Here is an 18,293-nt window from a genome sequence, read left to right on the forward strand (position 1 = left end):
TCCCGCTGAAAACGGCGGTAAACGAAGAAAACTGTACTCATTCCAAAACTAGCGCACAGGAATCTACGCTTTAGATTGCTTTTTGCGCCAAAATGAGTAAAATTTTCGGGCTTTTTATATTGCAACTGGACCCCGTTCCCCGATGGGGTCCAGTTGTTTTATTAACTAAAGAGGATGTTATGGTAACAATTCGTTTGGCTCGTGGCGGCGCTAAAAAGCGTCCGTTCTATCAAGTAGTAGTGACCGACAGCCGTAATGCTCGTGACGGTCGTTTTATCGAACGTGTAGGCTTCTTTAACCCGATCGCAGCTGGTCAGGCTGAAGCTCTGCGTTTGGACCTGGACCGTATCGAACATTGGGTTGGCCTGGGTGCAACAGTTTCTGATCGCGTATCTGCGCTGATCAAAGACGCTAAGAAAGCAGCTTAATCTGTCGCGGTGGTGGTTATTATGAGCAAGCAACTCAATCCAGTGGTTCCCGATCAGCCGATTGTACTCGGTAAAATGGGTTCAACTTACGGCATTCGCGGTTGGCTCAGAGTATTTTCATCCACCGAAAACGCCGAAAGCATTTTTGATTACCAGCCGTGGTTTATCCAGCAGGCCGGTAAGTGGCAGCATGTCGAGTTGGAAGACTGGAAGCGCCACAGTCAAGATCTGATCATCAAAGTTAAAGGTGTTGACGATCGGGATGCCGCGAATTTACTGACTAATTGCGAAATTATCGTAGATTCCAAGCAACTACCCGCACTAGAAGAGGATGATTACTACTGGAAAGACCTTATGGGCTGTCAGGTAGTAACAACCACGGGTTACGAACTGGGTAAAATCATCGATATGATGGAAACCGGTTCTAACGATGTGATGGTAGTGAAGGCAAACCTGAAAGATGCATTCGGTATGAAGGAGCGGTTGGTCCCGTTTCTTCATGGGCAGGTTATCAAGAAAGTCGATCTCACTGCTCAACGTGTTGAGGTAGATTGGGATCCTGGTTTTTGACCTCCGAATTAAACGGCAAAAGTGAGTGGAACAAAACGATGTGGATCGGTGTTATTAGCCTGTTTCCCGAGATGTTCCGCGCAATAACCGATTACGGGGTAACTGGCCGGGCAGTAAAAAATGGCCTGCTGAGCGTGCAGTGTTGGAGTCCTCGTGACTTTACCTACGATCGGCATCGTACCGTGGATGACCGCCCATACGGCGGTGGCCCGGGAATGTTGATGATGGTGCAACCGCTAAGGGAAGCCATTCATGCAGCAAAAGCAGCGGCAGGCGAGGGAGCAAAGGTGATTTATCTGTCACCTCAAGGGCGCAAACTGGACCAACAGGGTGTTTGCGAACTGGCTACCAATCAGAAGATGATTCTGGTATGTGGTCGGTACGAAGGTGTTGATGAGCGCGTACTGAAAACCGAAATTGATGAAGAATGGTCAATTGGTGATTACGTTCTCAGCGGTGGCGAGCTGCCGGCAATGGCTCTGATAGATTCAGTATCCCGCTTTATCCCGGGAGTGCTAGGTCATCAGGCTTCAGCAGAGGAAGATTCCTTTGTTGATGGATTGCTGGATTGCCCACACTACACTCGTCCTGAGGTGTTAGAAGGGATGGAAGTTCCGCCAGTATTACTGTCGGGCAACCATGCCGAGATTCGTCGCTGGCGCTTAAAGCAGTCGCTGGGCCGTACCTGGCTTAGAAGACCTGAACTTCTAGAAAGCCTAGCTCTGACTGACGAGCAAATGGTGTTGCTGGCTGAGTTCCAACGGGAACACAAGCCCTGAAGCAACAGAACTATGAAAGGAGTGTTGTGCCGCGTGCCAACTTCCTGATATATCAGTTTACCTAGGGTAAGAGACTTATTATGAGCAATATTATCAAGCAAATCGAACAAGAGCAGATGAAGCAGGACGTACCTGCATTCCGTCCGGGTGATTCCGTGGAAGTGAAGGTATGGGTTGTTGAAGGTTCTAAAAAGCGTCTGCAGGCATTCGAGGGCGTGGTTATCGCTATTCGTAACCGCGGTCTGCATTCTGCGTTCACCGTTCGTAAAATTTCCAACGGCGAAGGTGTTGAGCGTGTATTCCAAACTCACTCCCCAGTAATCGACAGCATTACTGTGAAACGTCGTGGTGCCGTTCGTCAAGCGAAACTGTACTATCTGCGTGAGCGTACTGGTAAGTCTGCTCGTATTAAAGAGCGTCTTAACTAAGAATCGCTTTTTCATTGCAGAAAAAACTCTTAGTTATCAAGGGGTTACCGATAAGGTGGCCCCTTTTTTTATTTGAGTGGCGGCAAAGTGGCGGCAGAGATTTAATAGATGGCGACAGATATAAAAAAAACCTGCTCACGCAGGCTTCTTTTAAAACCACAATGTACCTTGATTTGCTCTACTGGGGTGGGGTGGGGCAACAATAGTTTTACCTGGTTCGACTATGATGCGGTCAATCGTTTCGTGAGTCGCAAATGTACAACTACAATTTATATTTTGGCACTGGTGGTATCGTTCTTTTGTTTTGTCACTTAGATAGCGGCTCGATCTCGCGTGTGCTGCTGTTCGACACAGCGGGCAATGCATCATACCAATACCTCATTTTCATTAATCTACTGTATGTAAATCATTCTATCACCAATCTTGATAATTTGAAGTTGAATTTGCAAATGCAAGTTTATTCTATCGAATCATAGGTTACATCCGACAACAAAACTTCGAGAGACAGTTGGGTGGTGTAGCCACTGTTGCTCAGGCTGTGCGATACCTTGCTAATTATCCAACTCTGTTGGTCTATCACCGATTTAAAGCCGTTGACCGCGACCGGTGTTTCAGGAAATAAATCAGCGCGCCCCATGGCTAAGGTGATAGAGAACTCAGCAACTCCGCGCTGTAACTTCTCCCATTTAGACTGGGCAGCGCGCATGGCGGCTTTTTGCGTGGCGTAAACCGTCGTGATAACAAAGACATTATCCTCAGCCCCTGCCAGATAATCCCCTTGTTTTTCCTCTACCGGTTTTTTCTCTTTAGCCGCTTTGGTACGGGTCGGCTTAGCTTTGGGGTGTTCCAGTGCGCGGAGCTGTTTAAACTTCGGCTTGCGCTTTAACTTAACTTTTTTCGGCTTGGCCGGTTTGGGGTCTTTGGTGTGCAACCAACTGGCACTTACACCGGTATACGCGCCTCGGTCAGCAATACTAAAGCTGTGCTGGTCGCCATCTTGTCGGGTGATCGTCATTTGCGGAATGGGTTTACCACTGGCAGTGACACCGCTGCCCGGCTTGATAAACAACAATCGCCCGGCTTTGACGGCGGCCACTGCGCCGTTAAGCGAGGCTAACCGGGTGATAAACTTGGCGTCAGTCTCTTGGGTCTGGTCGATATGAGAGATAGCGATATCCGCCAGACCCTCGGCCAGCATCGCTTTCAGGTTGTTGCGCTCCGCCACTTGCGCCACGACTTTACCCAGCGTTGTCTCATGATAAGAGACCTCCCGCCGCGCATTGAGCGAACCCCGAAAATCGGCACTGCGGGCACGAATAGTCAGCGTATCGGGTGCGCCATGGTGCTCGACCTCATCCACGGTAAAATCACCCTTTCCAATCAGCGCCGCCCCTTTCCAGCCCAAGAACACCGACAACACCGCGCCGCGTTCCGGCAGGGCGAGTTGGCCGTCAGCGTCATCCAGTTCGACGTCGAGCTGGTCAGCTTCAAAGCCCCGATTATCTGTCAGGCTCAGGGACAACAGCCGGGCGCGAATATTTTGTGTGATATCTTTCGCGTTAATCGTCAGCATAAAGTCCGGAGCCATATCCGCCCCGGCCGGTAGAGACATGCCGGTCATCATGAGAATAATCCCCCGATAGCTGCCTGTGCTTTACCGGTCATTGCTGTCGCTTTACCCAGCAACTCGTCAGCCTGTTGTTTCATGTCGCCGAACATGGCCGTTAATGACTCGTCAACCCGCAACAGATTGAGGGTGAACTCAATGCGCCGGGCGCTACCGTCTTCAAATAATAGCGTGCCGGTCTGGCTCAGACTCTCGATGACAAACATGCCGTAAATCATGCCACTACCTTCAACCAGCGGCCATGCCTTGCCTTGGTCAGCCATCGCCTCAAGGGCCAGTAACGAAAGACGTCCGCCGGTAAGCTCAGGCAGTAATACACCGGACAGCGTAATTTTTTCACTGTCTACGCCAAGAAATTGTGCGGAGGGGCGCAAGCCCACCCGGCTGTTAGTCGGCCAACGGTAATCAATATTGCGCCCCATGCTTTGGTAAGGCGTGGTTTGGCGCATAAAGACAAATAGCCCCAGTGATAACATCATGATTAATAATTCTCCATCTGGCCGCGTTGGCGAGCGCGTTTGTTCCGTTCATTCTTGGCAAGGGCATCAACCATCATTCGTTCCGCATCCTGTCGGCTCATGCCCGGCGGAATAGTCATTTTGATATCATTGTTAGTGACACTGCTATCAACGATGGTGGTACCGGTATTGGCGGTGACGGGTTGATAACCGCCGTACAACACACCGCCACTGGGTGAGTATCCACCCGCGTAAGGGTTATCTTTCGGGACGTTATCGGCCAGCCCGGCAGATTTACTATCAATAATGCCGAGTTTTTCCAGCACCCAGTCAATGCCACTGCGCAGGGTTTTCAGCGCATCCATGGGCAGACTGAGCGCTGCCGCCAGCCCTTCGCCGAATAACTTGCCCGCATTGGTGGCTACATCCAACGTTTCCTGTGTGGCTTTTACCGGTTTAATCAGGTCAGCGAACCAGTTTGAAAGCTGTTTCACCTTGTCACTAAACCAGTTGAATACCGGTTTAAGCGGTTCAAACGCGGCACTGACCGGCCCCATGGCAGCGATAAAGCCCTCGGCCACGCCAGCAATAAAGGCGCTGATAGGCTCCCAGTATTTACGGATAAGTAGGCCACCGGCCACAATGGCCGCGACCACGGCCACTATCGGCCATGTCAGCGCCGTGAGCGCGGCGGCAATGGTTCCGGCCATCAGTGAAAAGCCAGTACTTAACAAACCAGCCCCAGCCAACAACAGGTTAAACCCAGCCATGACCGGCCATGCAATCAGACCCAGCGCCCCCAATCCGGCAACCAGTACCAACGCCGCGCCAGTAACGGTGGTAATGGTGCTGACCAGCTCAGGGTTTTTCTTGGCCCATGCAGCCACATTGACCAGCCAGTCGGTTGCGGTTAGGGTCAGTTTGCGCAGCGCGGAGTCTTGCTTCTCAAAGACTTCAATCTCTAAGTCTTCCCATGCCGAACTCAGGTTTTTCAGGTCGCCGTCAAGGTTATCCATTCTGACCGTGGCAATAGATTGCGCGGTGCCACCGGCCTGCATCAGCTTACTTTGTTTCTCCGCCAGCTTGCCGTTACCGGCAGCAGCCACCAGTTTCACCGCGCCTTTCATCGCCTCTTCACCGAATATCACTTTCAGATACTCGGCTTGCTGCGCGGTGCCTAACGTGTTCTTTTTAAACGAGCGGTCAATATCTTTGAGGATTTTCGCCACCGGCAACATATTGCCTTTGTCGTCGCGGGTCGTTATTCCCAGCTCTTTCAGTGCGGCCGGTGCTTGCCCGACAGGCGCTTGCAACCGGCTAAACACCGCACTGGTACTGGTGCCCGCCATGCTGCCCTTGATACCGTTATCAGCCAGTACACCGAGTAACGCGGTGGTGTCTTCAATGCTGGCCCCGGCGGCCTCAGCAATCGGGGCCACATATTTCATGGCCTCACCCAGTTCTAACAGGTTGGTGTTTGAGCTGGTAAAGCCTTTCGCCATCACGTCCGACACGCGTTTAATCTGGTCTAACGGCAGGTTAAACGCCGATTGCATGTTGGTGACAATATCTGCCGCCTCAGCAATATCCACACCGGACGCCAGCGACAGGTTAACCGTCGGTTCAGTCGCGGCCAGAATGGCGTTAGCGTCATAGCCAGCACGCGCCAGCGTGTCTTGGGTTCGCGCTACGTCAGTCGGGGAAAAAGCCGTTGAACCGCCGATATCTCGCGCCTGTTTACGAATGGCGGCCAGCTTGGCGTCATTTTTATCCAGCCCTAAAATCGCCTGAGTGCCCGACATCTTGCTGTCAAACTCCATACCTGGCGCAACCAGTTTCGCCGCGCCGTACAGCCCGGCGGTTGCTACGCCAAGACTCGCCGCACTGGTATTACGCACGGCACTGGTGGCGGCTTTGCCTTTCTGGTAACGATTGCTGATACGGTTGAGTTGTTCCTGTTTCAGGCTCAGGCGTTGCAGTTCTTGGCGCTGGCGACTCAGGGCAACAGTCGCCTCGGCGGCGCTACTGCGTAACCGGCGTTGTTCACTGCTCAGGTTTTTGGTGGCAATGCCGTCAGCGTTGAGAGCGTCGCGCTGGCGCTGCACTGACTGGCGCAGCCCGTTGTATTTGGTTTGCAGTTCAGACGCCGCGCGCTTGGCTCCCTCCATCAGTCGGGCTTGTTGAGCGGTGGGTTTCTCGGTGTTTTTAAAGGCAATAGCCAGCGCCGCCGCGTCTTCTTTGGCTTTTTTTAATGCCTGCCCGGTGACCGCCAGTTGAGCGCTGGCCTTGCGGAAACCGTCAATCTTCGCCGCCTGCGCATCAAGGGATTTGATGCTGCTTTGTGTATTGCGAATATCCCCAGTGAGGGATTTGCTGGCGGTTTGAATGGCTTTAAACGGGCGGGTGGCTTGGTCTACGGCTTTGAGCAATACCTGTAGCTGTAAGCTCTTACTCATGATTTACGGCTCCACTGCGTAGTAGGGCTTTATGACGCCAGCGCACCAGCTCTGTGAGGCTCAAGGCCCAAAGCTCTGACGGCGGCCAGTGAAAAATGGCGGCAATATCCGCCATCAGGTCGTCAACTTCCAGTTTCGGGTCGAGCGTTACGCCCCCTGTTTCGGCGACAAAAAACCAATCACCTTGCCCGCCAGTGCCACTAAATCCGGCAATTCTAAGCGGCTGCATTCTGCGGCGGTCAGTGTCGGTGTCGTGATGCGGGGTAACACCACAATCAGCGCATCCACATCAGAATGAGCGACATCTGAAAGCCGAACCCCGCGCAACGCCCCGGCATTCGGGCGGTAAACTTCGATTTCAGTAATCAGGGTATCGCCACGCTTTAGCGGGGTTTCCAGTACCACGATATTCTCGTTAACCTCGGCGACGGTTTCAGTTTTAACAGTGAGTTTTTTCATTGCTTTTTCCAATTTAGTTAGAGGCCAGCGGGTCAGCACTGGCCGTCAGGGGTTAGCGGCCAATGGCCTTGCGTTGGGCTTCCAGCAGGTCTACGCCATTAACAATTTCAATCAGGTTAACCACGTCAATTTCCATTACCACCTTGCCGTCAATGGTCAGCTTGTAGTAGGTGCACTGGGTGGACACCTTGGTTTCGGTGTCTTCCCCTTGCTTGGATTCACCGCCATCAATCTCTTTATGACGGCCACGGATTTCGACTTCTACCGCTGTCACTTCGCCGGTATCGTCACGCTGATAAGCGCCCGCAAAGCGCAGCGGAACCCCGTCAACTTTAGGCGTTCCCCATTGCTGCAACACCAGCTCGTCGAGGCCGCCCATCGACCACTCCATGGATAGCGCATCGTCATCCAGACCCAAATCAATCGGCGCAACGCCATTCATCCCGCCGCCCCGGTAGTTCTCCAGCTTACGAGTGAGTTTTGGCAGGGTGATGGCGGACACGATCCCCATGTAATCCCGGCCATCGTTAAACAGGTTCATCAATTTCAGCTTACGTGGCAGTGCCATAAGTCAGTTTTCCTTAGCTGTTGACGGCGGCGGCAAAGTTCACCAAATATTTATCGGTGATACGCTGGCGCAGGGTTAAATCTTCCAGTGGTGGCACTGGCGTGTAGTCGTAATCGATAAACAGCTTGCCCGCTTTCAGGGTGTCTTTATCGTTGGCGCTGTCGTCATACCAGCAAGCGCCGTCAATAATCAGCCCGGCGGATTTCATTTCGCGGAATTTGGCGTTGATGCTGCCAATCATGTCTTTGACCAGCGTCGGGTGCATCGGGCGGTCTATCGCCCACAACTGCGCCTCGGCCATGGTGTCGGCCAGAATCTGCGCGGTGCGGGTGTAGTTCTCAAAGGCAAACAGTGGGTCGTCAGAACAGGTACGCGAACCCCAAAACTTGAAGCCGTCTTTACGGATTAGCGTTGTTACGCAGGCTTTGTTAAGTAAGTCAGCGTCAGTGCCAACGGTCTGCAAATCCCAGTAGACGCTGGCAGAGATACCGGTCACGCCATTTACACCGACGTTAGACAGGGTTTTATGCCAGCCGGTATCGGTATCAATCTTGGCGCGCAGACCGAGGGCACGGGCGGTGGCATAAGCAATATCTGTGCTGTTGGCGGTGGTATTCCAGCTCAGGAAGTCCGGCCAAATCAACATCAACTCGCGTTGGCTGAAATTGTCACGGTACAAGATAGCTTCGGAAAGGGTTTTGCAGCCATAAGCGCTGATATAACCAAAGGCGCGCAACTGCTGGCAGATACTCGCCAGTGCGGTAGACACCTCCTGATTATCCAGCCCCGGCACACCAAGAATGCGCGGGCGCACACCGGTGACTGATTGCGCATCTAACAGCGCTTTCATACCGGTGTAGCGGCCGTTCTCGTCAGCGCCGCCGATGATATTAGACGTGGTTTCAGCTTCATCTTTACCGGTAGCCACTCGCACCACAATGGTGACCGGGCGCGACTGTTCAGCAATCGCCAGCAATGACGCGGCCAGCGTGCCTTTTTTACCGGCTTTACCGGCAGCGGCGCGCACATCAGTAATCAGTACCGGGGTGTTGAGGGGGAATGCGGTTGCGTCAGCATCGTCGCTGGTGCAGACCATGCCGACAATGGTGGTGGAAATAGTGGAAATGACACGCGTCCCCTCGTTGATTTCGAGAACGCGGACGCCGTGATGGTAATCACCCATGGGGTAACTCTCCGTTGGTTAAGGGTGAGAGTATGGTGACGGCTTAGTAAGCGCGAGGCACTAGATGGGGGGTGTGTGGGCGATGGCACAACAAAAGCCCCCTGAATCGGAGGCTAAAAAGAAATGTCAGGCAGTGACTGGCGGCCACTCTGGCACCACATAGCCATTATTCACCGCCTCGGTCAGTAGCCAGCGTGATTTATCCGGCTCGCCAATCACCGGTAATTCTATCAACGGCCAGCCTGCCAGCGTCGGCCACTGTTTGAAGGCTAAGCGGGTGGCAATTAGCTCACTGTGCTGGTCTTCCGTCAGTGGTACATCGTCAATAGAATAGTCGCTGACCATCATGGGATCGGTGGCAGCAATAAAGGCATCCCGATAATGTCGGGCACGGGCGGCTAATTCATCCTCGGTAGGGACATAAACGGGAATACCCCCCCAAACCGGCTGGCCTTGCTTTCCGGCTATTCTGGTTTTACCGGCCGGCGAAGCACAGGCAAAGAATGTCTGATAAGTCTCGTCCGTTATTTGAACCGCATCGTCCGGCCAAGTTTGCGCAGCTTGATATTCCGTTTTTAACGACTCTGGATACGCGGCATTATTCGTCGGGCTGTAGAAATAATTCATTTAAATCTCCTTAGTAACCAATCACTCGCCACATAACTCTTTGCGCTGTAGGGATGTTTTCCCCGTATTTCTTGCTCAGTGGGATCGCTGCCCATGTTGCTGCTAACATATCCGACGCGAGAGTTTTTCCTATTATCGAAATATCGGTGATGCCACGTAGTGTCACGCTCATATTTAAAACTTTATTAGGGAACGCTATTGGGAAAAAAGCGTCAGCATAAAAAAACTGGTCATTTGATCTGGAAAAGGGTGATTCTCCCCATTGCTCAATGAGTCCGTCCGGTCGCTTCATCCAGCCGGTTGCGGCGGCTGAACTGGCAAAGCTCGACATATCCGGGATTTGAGTAGCCGCTGTTCCTACCTCACGCTTTGCCGCACCTTTTAAATCCAAATTTTTGAGCGTCTCCGCAACAGCGATAGGGCCTAGCGCTTTAATTTCAGATAGTGAGTTTTCAATCTGCAAGTACTGGTCATGAGGGTTAGCGCTGCGAACGTGATCGGCTAATGCCGTTACCGCTGCATTAGCGGCGGCCTTAACCGCTCTCGGCGTCGCCGCGTCGGTTTCACTGTTGCTGTCGGTGGCATTGCTCAGTGCGACAAAGCCTTTTTCGCTTAACGTCGCATCGGGATGATGACGGGATTTCTCATGCTCAGCCAGTACGTTATCCGCGTACTGCTTAACTTCAATCACCTTATCATCGACATATTTACGTGTAGCCAGCACCACTGATGGGTCGATTTTCAGCGTGACAGCAGCCGTGCTACTGACAATTAAAATCATCCGAATGGTTTGGGTGCGCCCGCTGCCCTCTTGCAGTTGTGGTTTATAGGTTTCGGCACAGTTGGCAATGGCAACCAAATCACCGTCTTTATCCAGCAAGCCAATCTCCCGGATCCACCATCCGCCCTCAGTCTCAGGGATAACCTGTTCAGCAATAATCTGACTGGTGTTAATCGGGTCAATGGTCAACATATTCAGAGCAGCGCGGCGCTGCTCATTCATCAGTTTGGTTTGTGCCGGGCTAGGGGTTGGCAGGGTTCCGCCGCCATCCCCGACCGCCATTTGGGTAATTTCTAAGCGGGTGCCGAGCGCGGTGGCGTTCGCCAGCTTGGCCGCGCCGATGTTGGTCAGTAAAGCAAAGAATCTCGCTGTCATGGGTTCACTCTCAGGTCATCGATAATGTGGATTGCGGCACTGGCGTAACCCTCGCCGGTCACGGTTATAGTTTCAGGTAAATACGGGTATACGGTCAGCTCATCACCGCTGTAACTACCTGCGGCGACATACAGCGGGCCGCTACTGTCGAGATTGATAGACAGGCCGACTAAGTGGCGGCTGCATGGCTTGGCGTCGTCTATCAGCCGCTCAAGCTCTTGATACATTTCTTCGGTAATGCCGGTTTCCAATACACCTACATCAAGGCGAAAGGTGCCGGGTGTTTCGTTGGTCTTCCACCACTCAATCACCTTGATGAGATAACCCAGCGGCTCAACCACCCGACGAATTGCGCCAATGGTGCCCTTGTGTTTGTGCACGTACTGCGAGGACTTCACCACCACGCGCTTGGTGGCTTCCGGCCATTTCTCATCCCAGCGGTCAACCGACCACGCCCACGCCAGATAGGGCAACAGTGGCAGCGGGCAAGTGTCGGCGTTCCAGAGCTGCCGAATGGGTACCGGGGTATTCTCTAGCTCGGCGCAGGCGCGCGCGGCGGCCACTTCCAGCACCGACGAACCAACAGGCAATAAACGGTCAGTCATCCGTACCCCCGACAGTGATGCTGCTGCCGGTGCACCAAGCCGCTTGGGTTTTATCCAGCACCACATCAGCCAGGGGAGCATTAATTACCACCCGCTGGACACCCTCAACATGCAGTGCGGCATAGAGCGCCGACAGACGAATGTCGCGACCAAGGCGGCGCTGTGCGGTCACAAAGGCGGTCAGTTTCTTCTCTGCCGCAATGCGCACCGGTTCAGCCTCCGGCCCCGGATGCAGATAGAGCACCGCGTCAATCTCATAATCTTCAATGTGGGCGGATTGCACTGTCACCCGGTCAGCCACTGGCCGCGTATTCTCATCATTCAACGCGGCCTCAACCACGGCCAGCAGTTCGGCTGAGGCTTCGCCGTTGCCCTCACGCGATAACACCGTGACCGTGACACAGGCGGGTGTCGGACTGATTGCCGAGGCATCAGCGACCCGGCCGTCAGCACTTTTGGCGTGATATTCATACGCACCGGTTGGCCCGGCGACACTCAAGCCCTCAAAGGCTTGCGGGATACGCACCCGGAAATCACTGTCAGATTCCATCACCGCCTCAATGGGTGGAATGGCGGCGGGGTCAGCTGGGATAATCACCAGCCGCTCAACGTTGTTATTTGCGCCGAGCTGGTCTAAATCGCTACCGACGGCATAGGCCACCATCACCGCGCGGGCCGCATCATTGACGCGCTGGCGTAATATCACTTCGCGGTAGGCGTTTTCCTGTAGCAACTTGACCAGCGGCTCAGATTCTAGCGACAACGTGCGGGCCACGGCGGCGCGCTGTTCTTCCGGGTAAAGAGATATCAGCGTGGCTTTGCGCTCGGCCAGCAGGGTTTCATAGTCCAGTTCTTCCACCACAAACGGCGGGGGTAACAGGCTCAGGTCAATGGTTGCCATAGGGTTAGCTCACGGGAATGGTTAAAGAGAGAGGTGCCGCGCTATCGGTGCGGGTGCCGGTGATATCAACCACCATTTTTCCGTCAAAGGTGGTTTCAAAGGTGATACCAGTCAGCTTGACCCTCGGCTCCCAGCGCAAAATGGCACTGTAACTGGCGGCCATAATTTGCAGTCTCAAGGCCGGATTTTGCGGCTGGTCAATCAGCTCCGATAGCAGCGAACCATAAGCGCGGCGCATCACCCGCGAACCGACAGGGGTAATCAGAATATCTGCTATTGACTGGCTGATATGGTCAGCGTCGGTAATGGTCTGCCCGGCGGTGCGGTTCATGCCGAGATAGGTGGCAGTGGTCATTTAATTCCCTCCGTATAATCCCCACCACGCAAGACGCCGCCGTGGTCATGGTCATCAACCACCACACCATTGGATGAGAACTTGCCGCCGGAATGTTCAATATTGCCGCTCATCTGGCCGCCTTTCTTCACGTTCAACGTGCCGGTGGTCAGGTTGTTGGTGCATTCCACTTCGGGTGTATCCAGCAGGATTTTGACCAAGGCAGCACAGGTGATAGTGGGGGCAGTGGCATTTATCGATTCACTGGCATTGATAACCGCCGTTTTGATGCCATCAGCCTGCAACTCGCCGCTCTCAGGTTCATAGTGCAACGTGGCACCGTCAGGAAAGGCGATATACAGGCCATCCGCCGAGGCCGACGGCGGCGGGAAGTCATCAGAGAAAATGCCCGGCAGCACAAAGGCGGTATCCAGCTCGCCGCCGAGGGACAATATCAACACCTGCTCCCCCTCAGACGGTGCCCACCATGATCGCGATTGACCGGCGCGCAGCGTCAGCCAGTTTAACCAGCCGGTGGTATTGTCCCCTGTCGCCACACGGCACAGGGCTTGGTCGAGATCGACCTCGGCCACCGTACCAATACGGATCAGGTTGCGCAGCAGGCGCAGAATTTCAGTAAGTTGGGTTTGAGTGTTCATGGGGGAAGCATGCTTTGATTTTATGCATGCTTCCATTAATTGAAGTTAGTTGAGCGATGGCACAACAAAGATTACAGATGGAGGGTAATTTTAATGTTTGGACAGCACTTCAATTTCTTTAGTGAGCAATATTTCCTCTTCCAACTCGTCACAAATAACTCTAATATTGATATTCCCATGCCCAACAGCTAATGGAAGTAGGGTTATTTTCTTAAAAGCCACGCTCATCGTATGGAGTAGTTTTTTAGAGTTAAGCGTTAAATGATTATCATCAATACTTCCCCATTCCGTAGTATTAACTGGCTGAAAGTTGGGTAGTAAGTTACCAAGCAAAGCATTGTTTCTAGATAGTGACTGCATCCATTCACTGTTAAATAAACCCGCACCTATTGCAGCTATTGGAGTGTTACCAAGCATTAATTTTTGTTGGGCAATTTCTAGTGGGGAATGAGGTAGATATATATCTGGCTCTAGTAACCTCTCTTTATCGTAATGAGTTACAACTTCTATAAAATCGGGGAATTCAATAGTAATATGAATGTCATTTGCTGCTTTGTTACCATTATTGATTAGTTGAGGTGTTATAGTGAGTGAGTTATTAGTAAGGTTTGTATAGCGTACAAATTTGTCATTGTGATAATTTATTTCTTCTTCTGAAGGTAACTCTTTATTATATTTATCAATGGATTCTTTTGTTAAAAACTCACTCAATTCAGTTGTTATTACAGAGTAATCTAACTCATTAGGTCGTATGATATTTGGTCTTACGTCTTCATAATAAATGATAATTGGTTCGTCATCGAAAATGGAAAGTTCCAGTTCGGGTTTTGATTTAATTAATTTCGCCTCATATTCAGTGACCTTTTCACGAAGAACTCTGTTTTCAGATGACAGAAGTACTAACTCTTGAGACATTGTTTCTGGGGTTGCTTTGTCACCTCTAATCCACCCTGTGCGAGGTGATTTTTTAATAAATTTAGGTAATGCAATTGCTACTTCTTTAGCTAGTTCATCTTCATTCGTCCAGAAACTACACATCTTGTTTGCTTGGGCTTTAATAATAAAATAATTTAGCTTCTGAATTAGAATAGGGTCAGATTCTCTCTGGTGGGAATTAGTTGGTATGTCTCTACTCTGAATGAATGCAAGTATAGGTATTTGAAGTGACTTTGCATAATCGTATTCTCTTTCGGTAAAGCTAACTTCATTATCCGACAACGAACCATAGCGATGACCAATTATTATCACATAATAATCACTAGCTCTTATTGTTTCCTGAATAACTTCCCATTGCTCATCATCATCTGCACTAAACATTTCCATGCCAACAGGAAAATGATATAAGCTCAGAATGGTATCAATAACTTTCTTACGAGCTTGACTTAAATCCGTATAAGTTGAACTCACAAATACTTGATATTTTATGTCTTCCATTTAATAGCCCTAGGTTCAATGTTGTTATCAACCAATATAGAGCGTAATCTTTATTGTTTCTATATAATTATTTACTTAGGTGATTGATAATCATTAGTTCAATACTATCGACATCCGACAAATTGAATCCCAGCAACGGCCGCTCGTCATACTGCACATCTTTGCTGTGCACGTTCGGACGGTCACGCAGGCCAAAATGGTGCACTGCCGCCATTCGTTCCACGCGCCCGGCAAACTCAACCACCGCCTCATCAGGGCTACTGTTGGCTTTGATATAGCGGGCGGTGCGCAACTTGGCGAACATTTCCCGTTTAATGCGGCCTTTTGGCTTACGCAATGGTTGAGATTTACGGGCAGCATACGGGGTGCCGTCGGGCGCTTGCTGGCGTTTAATACGTTGCTGTTGACTGGCCCGCAGGCGTTTGGCAACTGTCACCGCCAGCGCTTTGCGGGCTTTGGGTGTCAGACTGGCAATCAGCCCGGCTAATGCGTCATCAAAGGGTTTCAGCGCATTCATTTAATCCGCTCACCGTGGAAATAAATTTCAGTTGGACGAGGAAGTGCGCCCGGCAATGCTGGCTCAAGGGCATGGTCAACATGCAATGCACCGCCTACCTCTTTCACAATAACCCGCTCAGTCAGTTGCAGGTCGATACGGATATCACTCAACACATCGCTCATCACATCAACCTTATGAATAAAGCCAGTGCGGCGCTTTTCCTCCGTCGCCATGATGTCCGGTTGATGTTCCCGCAGCCATGCCAGTATCGGTACAAAGAGATAATCAACATCATCGGGGAAATCCTCAATAAACAACGTCAGCGTATATTGATTTTCAAAAGACAGCGACGGGGCCAGTGTTGAGACAATGCGCCCGCCATCAACAAACATTTTCAGCCGCTCCGGGTTAGTCTGGAACAGTTGCAGACTGTCGGTTAAGGCTTGGCGTAGCAGTTTGGGCTTTAACATGGTGTTGTTCCTGACACTGTTTAACGGCTTCCACTTGCAGCCCGCAGGCCACCAGTGCGGCTTCTAACTGGCGGATATCGGCACTTAAATCACCGTTAACCGCCGGTGTGCTGCCCGGCAGCGGGCAACTGCTCACCGTCGGACAGCCAACGTAAATAATCGTTGGGGTTGGCGAACGCGGGGCGCTGGTGCAGCCGGATAACGTCAGCAGGCAAAGCAGTAGCGAACCAATCACGCAAGACTTTATTTTCATTGAGTAACCTTTGAATTCTCTGTTCACGAGATAATGACAAGGTGCTGGCGTGGCTCAGTGATTGCCGTAATGCCCGCTCATTGTCTGCCTGTTGCCGGGCCTCATCTTGCAGGTGGGTGATCGCGTTGTCCCGGCTCTCAATTCCGGCGGATAAAGTGCCAATCACCAGTTTGGCGCTGTCTAACTCTTTTTTAAGGTTATGGGCGTGCCACGCCAGCACCGCCATCATCAAAACCCATAACAGAAGTAATGTGCGCATATCAGACCCCGCTCAGGCAGTGTGTTTGTTCGGTGGTGCGGCGACGCTCTAACCCTTTGGTTTTCACGCCATTGACGTACACCCAGCGTGGCAACTGATTGCAGGCGCTGCGCCAGTCGCCCTTGTTGACAAAAAAGGCCAGCGTCGAGCGACAGGCCGCCCCCGCACCCACGTTAAAGGCGAATGACACTACCGCGTCATACACCGGTTGCGGCATGGCAACCGGCATACACACCGCCATAGCCCGTTCGACCCGCTGCACGTCAGCGACCAGATTGACCGCCACCTGTCGCTCACTGATAACACTGCCCGGCTTAACCCCGGCCGTGTGACCGATGCCATTTGTCCAGACGTTGGCGCTGCACTGATAGGCGTTGAGCTGGCAGCCCTCATAATCGGCGATCAGTTTTAGCCCGGCGGGCGATGTGTTGAGCGTCTGGTAATTTGGCAAGGTGGCGGCCAGCGCCAGAATCGCCCCGACCAGACAGCGCTTAACGATTGAGTTCATCGAACACCTCCCGCCTGATAGCCAACTCTTTTAGCAAGAAATAGCTCTTGCGCCGGTAGTACCAGTTGATAAAACAGGTCGCCGCAGCGGCCACCGCCGCGGCATAAAATGCGATATCTTGCGGACTCAGTGCGCCAATAAACGCCAGTACCAGCGCCAAGACATAGGCTACCGCAGAGCTAAATTTCTCCATTTTCAATCCCATAATTGAACGGTTTCACGTTGGGCCGCCGGGGCCATGTCGGGCAACTCCACCGGATAACCATGCGGCAGAATAGCCCCCAGTTCCGACAGACCCGGATTCGCGTCATAGACTTGCTCCAGCACATCTTGCGTGCGCCCGTAATAGCGCCAGCACAATGCGTCGAGCGTGTCGCCTTGCAACGCGTTGACCTGCATCAGATAAGGCCAATAATGTTGTGAGGCTTACCGGCAATGTTGCGAATGCTAATCCGCGCATCACGCCACAACTCATCCACCGTACTTTCAATGGCATCCGCGCGTTTATCACCACGCGCGCTGGCGTCATAGCCGCGATAACGCTCGGCCAACAGTGCGGCCGTAATGGCACAGACCGCCCGCTGGTACTCGGCCAACTGGATGCTCTCGCCGTCCAGTTGCTCGGCCTGTACCTCGTCCAGTGTTTTAAAGCCTGCCGCCATCTGGTCACGGCGGTACTCGTACAGTTCGGCGTTAACCTCGGCAATAGCGCCTTTGATGGTGAAGCGCAGGCGCTCGGCGGTGACGGTACCCTCAAGGCGCAACAGCTCGCGCAGTTTTATCGGGTCAACCGCAGGCCAGAAAAAGGTATTTTCAATCACCGGTTCGGCCGTTTTGTCTGGCCGTGGCGCGGGGATAACAACAGTGGTCATGGCAACCTCAATATCAGAATGGGTGGGCGGTGGACGACGGCGTTAACAAAGTAAACTCTGTTGCGGCCATCGTGCCGCCCGGCTCGGGGAGCGTTCGGGTTAGCGGCTGGCGGCGTTCTTTAACTTCACGGCCAGTCGCTCAATGTCTTTTTTGACGCCACAACCGGTATGCAGTTGGAGTGCGCGGTGAAGGTGGCTCAGGGCCAGTTCTCCCCGGTCACTGTCACGCAGCACATAACCGGTCATTTTGTGCAGTTTGGCGCGCACCTGGTCGGGCATGTCTTCGTCTTCCATTAGCTCAATGGTTTGCAGCAGATGGTCAACATCAACCGGCTTACCGGTGGCATAGGCTCGCCCGGCAGACTCGGCCACTTCCTCGGCAATCAGGTAAGCGGTAGAACGAGTAAAACGGTCTGTTGGCACTAACTGATAACGCAGAGCATAACGGGCGATATCCAGTGCGCCGGGGATATCCCCGGCATCCAGACGCCAAATCATGATGGTCATTACAATGGCGTCCTGCGCGCCTTTTCCCTCACTTAACACACCGGACACCCACGGCATGTACTCCGGCAATAACTGCCGCTTCAGCTCGGCTTTACGTTCATTTGAACGCACCTGTTTCAGCTTGCGTTTATCTTCATTGAGCTTGAGCAACATCAGCTCGTAGCCGGTGGCATGGCGTAACGGGTTATCCCGTAGCTGTGAGGCGGCAATAGCCGACTGTTGGATAAAATGGCGGCGCGCAGGACTGGTCATG

28 protein-coding genes are annotated in these 18,293 nt (G+C 52.4%); 4 read left to right on the top strand and 24 right to left on the bottom strand.

Features of this window, described 5'->3' with window-relative positions:
• The first annotated feature begins 179 nt into the window (after positions 1-179).
• The 4 genes from rpsP to rplS all read left to right on the top strand — a co-directional run bounded on the left by rpsP (position 180) and on the right by rplS (position 2,205).
• Positions 180-428 carry a 30S ribosomal protein S16 gene (gene rpsP, locus V1956_RS07030; RefSeq protein WP_005182026.1) on the top strand — a complete coding sequence of 83 codons (249 nt, stop codon included), beginning with the start codon at positions 180-182 and terminating at the stop codon, positions 426-428.
• A gap of 21 nt (positions 429-449) precedes the next feature.
• Positions 450-998, top strand: a complete 549-nt coding sequence (rimM, locus tag V1956_RS07035) for a ribosome maturation factor RimM (RefSeq protein WP_032905542.1) — start codon at positions 450-452, stop codon at positions 996-998.
• A gap of 38 nt (positions 999-1,036) precedes the next feature.
• On the top strand, positions 1,037-1,777 hold the full coding sequence (gene trmD, locus V1956_RS07040; protein ID WP_005182033.1) for a tRNA (guanosine(37)-N1)-methyltransferase TrmD: 741 nt from the start codon (positions 1,037-1,039) through the stop codon (positions 1,775-1,777).
• Between the two features lie 80 nt (positions 1,778-1,857).
• Positions 1,858-2,205 (top strand): 50S ribosomal protein L19, encoded by a 348-nt coding sequence (gene rplS, locus V1956_RS07045; protein WP_005182038.1) that lies wholly within the window; start codon positions 1,858-1,860, stop codon positions 2,203-2,205.
• A gap of 150 nt (positions 2,206-2,355) precedes the next feature.
• Here the strand turns inward: rplS and V1956_RS07050 are convergent, their stop codons facing one another.
• The 24 genes from V1956_RS07050 to V1956_RS07165 all read right to left on the bottom strand — a co-directional run bounded on the left by V1956_RS07050 (position 2,356) and on the right by V1956_RS07165 (position 18,292).
• Entirely contained in the window at positions 2,356-2,574 is a 219-nt protein-coding gene (locus tag V1956_RS07050) for a DNA-binding transcriptional regulator (RefSeq protein ID WP_442824944.1), read from the bottom strand.
• A gap of 88 nt (positions 2,575-2,662) precedes the next feature.
• The gene (locus V1956_RS07055) at positions 2,663-3,829 is read right to left on the bottom strand and encodes a phage late control D family protein (RefSeq protein ID WP_442824945.1); all 1,167 of its coding nucleotides are present in this window, start codon (positions 3,827-3,829) and stop codon (positions 2,663-2,665) included.
• On the bottom strand, positions 3,826-4,311 hold the full coding sequence (locus V1956_RS07060; RefSeq protein WP_442824946.1) for a phage tail protein: 486 nt from the start codon (positions 4,309-4,311) through the stop codon (positions 3,826-3,828). Before V1956_RS07060 ends, V1956_RS07055 begins: the two co-directional genes overlap by 4 nt.
• A 2-nt stretch (positions 4,312-4,313) precedes the next feature.
• On the bottom strand, positions 4,314-6,746 hold the full coding sequence (locus V1956_RS07065; protein ID WP_442824947.1) for a phage tail tape measure protein: 2,433 nt from the start codon (positions 6,744-6,746) through the stop codon (positions 4,314-4,316).
• Entirely contained in the window at positions 6,739-6,861 is a 123-nt protein-coding gene (locus V1956_RS07070; protein ID WP_004875948.1) for a GpE family phage tail protein, read from the bottom strand. Before V1956_RS07070 ends, V1956_RS07065 begins: the two co-directional genes overlap by 8 nt.
• A gap of 32 nt (positions 6,862-6,893) precedes the next feature.
• Positions 6,894-7,205, bottom strand: coding sequence for a phage tail assembly protein (locus V1956_RS07075; protein ID WP_241915673.1), 312 nt, complete (start codon positions 7,203-7,205; stop codon positions 6,894-6,896).
• Positions 7,206-7,257: 52 nt separating this feature from the next.
• Positions 7,258-7,773, bottom strand: coding sequence for a phage major tail tube protein (locus tag V1956_RS07080; RefSeq protein WP_005163776.1), 516 nt, complete (start codon positions 7,771-7,773; stop codon positions 7,258-7,260).
• A 13-nt stretch (positions 7,774-7,786) separates the two neighbouring features.
• A complete protein-coding gene (locus V1956_RS07085; protein ID WP_442824948.1) occupies positions 7,787-8,956 on the bottom strand; it encodes a phage tail sheath protein in 1,170 nt (389 codons plus the stop codon).
• Positions 8,957-9,082: 126 nt separating this feature from the next.
• On the bottom strand, positions 9,083-9,583 hold the full coding sequence (locus V1956_RS07090; protein ID WP_442824949.1) for a phage tail protein: 501 nt from the start codon (positions 9,581-9,583) through the stop codon (positions 9,083-9,085).
• Positions 9,584-9,593: 10 nt separating this feature from the next.
• The gene (locus tag V1956_RS07095; protein ID WP_442824950.1) at positions 9,594-10,739 is read right to left on the bottom strand and encodes a phage tail protein; all 1,146 of its coding nucleotides are present in this window, start codon (positions 10,737-10,739) and stop codon (positions 9,594-9,596) included.
• Positions 10,736-11,344, bottom strand: coding sequence for a phage tail protein I (locus V1956_RS07100; protein ID WP_442825786.1), 609 nt, complete (start codon positions 11,342-11,344; stop codon positions 10,736-10,738). Before V1956_RS07100 ends, V1956_RS07095 begins: the two co-directional genes overlap by 4 nt.
• Positions 11,337-12,245, bottom strand: a complete 909-nt coding sequence (locus V1956_RS07105) for a baseplate assembly protein (protein ID WP_064515216.1) — start codon at positions 12,243-12,245, stop codon at positions 11,337-11,339. The genes V1956_RS07100 and V1956_RS07105 overlap by 8 nt, the downstream gene beginning before the upstream one ends.
• A gap of 4 nt (positions 12,246-12,249) precedes the next feature.
• Positions 12,250-12,600, bottom strand: coding sequence for a GPW/gp25 family protein (locus tag V1956_RS07110; RefSeq protein ID WP_442824951.1), 351 nt, complete (start codon positions 12,598-12,600; stop codon positions 12,250-12,252).
• The gene (locus V1956_RS07115; RefSeq protein ID WP_064515220.1) at positions 12,597-13,238 is read right to left on the bottom strand and encodes a phage baseplate assembly protein V; all 642 of its coding nucleotides are present in this window, start codon (positions 13,236-13,238) and stop codon (positions 12,597-12,599) included. The genes V1956_RS07110 and V1956_RS07115 overlap by 4 nt, the downstream gene beginning before the upstream one ends.
• Before the next feature lie 90 nt (positions 13,239-13,328).
• Positions 13,329-14,672, bottom strand: coding sequence for a DUF4062 domain-containing protein (locus V1956_RS07120; RefSeq protein ID WP_442824952.1), 1,344 nt, complete (start codon positions 14,670-14,672; stop codon positions 13,329-13,331).
• Positions 14,673-14,739: 67 nt separating this feature from the next.
• The gene (locus tag V1956_RS07125) at positions 14,740-15,189 is read right to left on the bottom strand and encodes a phage virion morphogenesis protein (RefSeq protein WP_442824953.1); all 450 of its coding nucleotides are present in this window, start codon (positions 15,187-15,189) and stop codon (positions 14,740-14,742) included.
• Entirely contained in the window at positions 15,186-15,641 is a 456-nt protein-coding gene (locus V1956_RS07130) for a phage tail protein (RefSeq protein ID WP_442824954.1), read from the bottom strand. The genes V1956_RS07125 and V1956_RS07130 overlap by 4 nt, the downstream gene beginning before the upstream one ends.
• A complete protein-coding gene (gene lysC, locus V1956_RS07135; RefSeq protein ID WP_442825787.1) occupies positions 15,580-15,852 on the bottom strand; it encodes an Rz1-like lysis system protein LysC in 273 nt (90 codons plus the stop codon). The genes V1956_RS07130 and lysC overlap by 62 nt, the downstream gene beginning before the upstream one ends.
• Positions 15,737-16,153 (bottom strand): Rz-like lysis system protein LysB, encoded by a 417-nt coding sequence (gene lysB, locus V1956_RS07140; protein ID WP_442824955.1) that lies wholly within the window; start codon positions 16,151-16,153, stop codon positions 15,737-15,739. Before lysB ends, lysC begins: the two co-directional genes overlap by 116 nt.
• A 1-nt stretch (position 16,154) precedes the next feature.
• A complete protein-coding gene (locus V1956_RS07145) occupies positions 16,155-16,661 on the bottom strand; it encodes a lysozyme (RefSeq protein ID WP_442824956.1) in 507 nt (168 codons plus the stop codon).
• Positions 16,645-16,854: an HP1 family phage holin gene (locus tag V1956_RS07150; protein WP_442824957.1), complete on the bottom strand. Its 210-nt coding sequence runs from the start codon at positions 16,852-16,854 to the stop codon at positions 16,645-16,647. The genes V1956_RS07145 and V1956_RS07150 overlap by 17 nt, the downstream gene beginning before the upstream one ends.
• Positions 16,855-16,856: 2 nt before the next feature.
• Positions 16,857-17,060 carry a tail protein X gene (locus V1956_RS07155; protein WP_011192217.1) on the bottom strand — a complete coding sequence of 68 codons (204 nt, stop codon included), beginning with the start codon at positions 17,058-17,060 and terminating at the stop codon, positions 16,857-16,859.
• Positions 17,060-17,533: a head completion/stabilization protein gene (locus V1956_RS07160; protein WP_442824958.1), complete on the bottom strand. Its 474-nt coding sequence runs from the start codon at positions 17,531-17,533 to the stop codon at positions 17,060-17,062. The genes V1956_RS07155 and V1956_RS07160 overlap by 1 nt, the downstream gene beginning before the upstream one ends.
• 99 nt (positions 17,534-17,632) lie before the next feature.
• Positions 17,633-18,292: a phage terminase small subunit gene (locus V1956_RS07165; RefSeq protein ID WP_032909039.1), complete on the bottom strand. Its 660-nt coding sequence runs from the start codon at positions 18,290-18,292 to the stop codon at positions 17,633-17,635.
• Between the last annotated feature and the right edge of the window lies 1 nt (position 18,293).

It is taken from the genome of Yersinia sp. 2540 StPb PI (assembly GCF_052217165.1).
Lineage (GTDB): Bacteria > Pseudomonadota > Gammaproteobacteria > Enterobacterales > Enterobacteriaceae > Yersinia > Yersinia enterocolitica_E.

What these genes read in the sequence shown, in the direction of transcription:
- rpsP (WP_005182026.1), top strand. Translation starts at nt 180, where the DNA reads ATGGTAACAATTCGTTTGGCTCGTGGCGGCGCTAAAAAGCGTCCGTTC.
- rimM (WP_032905542.1), top strand. Translation starts at nt 450, where the DNA reads ATGAGCAAGCAACTCAATCCAGTGGTTCCCGATCAGCCGATTGTACTC.
- trmD (WP_005182033.1), top strand. Translation starts at nt 1,037, where the DNA reads ATGTGGATCGGTGTTATTAGCCTGTTTCCCGAGATGTTCCGCGCAATA.
- rplS (WP_005182038.1), top strand. Translation starts at nt 1,858, where the DNA reads ATGAGCAATATTATCAAGCAAATCGAACAAGAGCAGATGAAGCAGGAC.
- V1956_RS07050 (WP_442824944.1), bottom strand. Translation starts at nt 2,574, where the DNA reads ATGATGCATTGCCCGCTGTGTCGAACAGCAGCACACGCGAGATCGAGC.
- V1956_RS07055 (WP_442824945.1), bottom strand. Translation starts at nt 3,829, where the DNA reads ATGATGACCGGCATGTCTCTACCGGCCGGGGCGGATATGGCTCCGGAC.
- V1956_RS07060 (WP_442824946.1), bottom strand. Translation starts at nt 4,311, where the DNA reads ATGATGTTATCACTGGGGCTATTTGTCTTTATGCGCCAAACCACGCCT.
- V1956_RS07065 (WP_442824947.1), bottom strand. Translation starts at nt 6,746, where the DNA reads ATGAGTAAGAGCTTACAGCTACAGGTATTGCTCAAAGCCGTAGACCAA.
- V1956_RS07070 (WP_004875948.1), bottom strand. Translation starts at nt 6,861, where the DNA reads ATGGCGGATATTGCCGCCATTTTTCACTGGCCGCCGTCAGAGCTTTGG.
- V1956_RS07075 (WP_241915673.1), bottom strand. Translation starts at nt 7,205, where the DNA reads ATGAAAAAACTCACTGTTAAAACTGAAACCGTCGCCGAGGTTAACGAG.
- V1956_RS07080 (WP_005163776.1), bottom strand. Translation starts at nt 7,773, where the DNA reads ATGGCACTGCCACGTAAGCTGAAATTGATGAACCTGTTTAACGATGGC.
- V1956_RS07085 (WP_442824948.1), bottom strand. Translation starts at nt 8,956, where the DNA reads ATGGGTGATTACCATCACGGCGTCCGCGTTCTCGAAATCAACGAGGGG.
- V1956_RS07090 (WP_442824949.1), bottom strand. Translation starts at nt 9,583, where the DNA reads ATGAATTATTTCTACAGCCCGACGAATAATGCCGCGTATCCAGAGTCG.
- V1956_RS07095 (WP_442824950.1), bottom strand. Translation starts at nt 10,739, where the DNA reads ATGACAGCGAGATTCTTTGCTTTACTGACCAACATCGGCGCGGCCAAG.
- V1956_RS07100 (WP_442825786.1), bottom strand. Translation starts at nt 11,344, where the DNA reads ATGACTGACCGTTTATTGCCTGTTGGTTCGTCGGTGCTGGAAGTGGCC.
- V1956_RS07105 (WP_064515216.1), bottom strand. Translation starts at nt 12,245, where the DNA reads ATGGCAACCATTGACCTGAGCCTGTTACCCCCGCCGTTTGTGGTGGAA.
- V1956_RS07110 (WP_442824951.1), bottom strand. Translation starts at nt 12,600, where the DNA reads ATGACCACTGCCACCTATCTCGGCATGAACCGCACCGCCGGGCAGACC.
- V1956_RS07115 (WP_064515220.1), bottom strand. Translation starts at nt 13,238, where the DNA reads ATGAACACTCAAACCCAACTTACTGAAATTCTGCGCCTGCTGCGCAAC.
- V1956_RS07120 (WP_442824952.1), bottom strand. Translation starts at nt 14,672, where the DNA reads ATGGAAGACATAAAATATCAAGTATTTGTGAGTTCAACTTATACGGAT.
- V1956_RS07125 (WP_442824953.1), bottom strand. Translation starts at nt 15,189, where the DNA reads ATGAATGCGCTGAAACCCTTTGATGACGCATTAGCCGGGCTGATTGCC.
- V1956_RS07130 (WP_442824954.1), bottom strand. Translation starts at nt 15,641, where the DNA reads ATGTTAAAGCCCAAACTGCTACGCCAAGCCTTAACCGACAGTCTGCAA.
- lysB (WP_442824955.1), bottom strand. Translation starts at nt 16,153, where the DNA reads ATGCGCACATTACTTCTGTTATGGGTTTTGATGATGGCGGTGCTGGCG.
- V1956_RS07145 (WP_442824956.1), bottom strand. Translation starts at nt 16,661, where the DNA reads ATGAACTCAATCGTTAAGCGCTGTCTGGTCGGGGCGATTCTGGCGCTG.
- V1956_RS07150 (WP_442824957.1), bottom strand. Translation starts at nt 16,854, where the DNA reads ATGGAGAAATTTAGCTCTGCGGTAGCCTATGTCTTGGCGCTGGTACTG.
- V1956_RS07155 (WP_011192217.1), bottom strand. Translation starts at nt 17,060, where the DNA reads ATGCAGGTCAACGCGTTGCAAGGCGACACGCTCGACGCATTGTGCTGG.
- V1956_RS07160 (WP_442824958.1), bottom strand. Translation starts at nt 17,533, where the DNA reads ATGACCACTGTTGTTATCCCCGCGCCACGGCCAGACAAAACGGCCGAA.
- V1956_RS07165 (WP_032909039.1), bottom strand. Translation starts at nt 18,292, where the DNA reads ATGACCAGTCCTGCGCGCCGCCATTTTATCCAACAGTCGGCTATTGCC.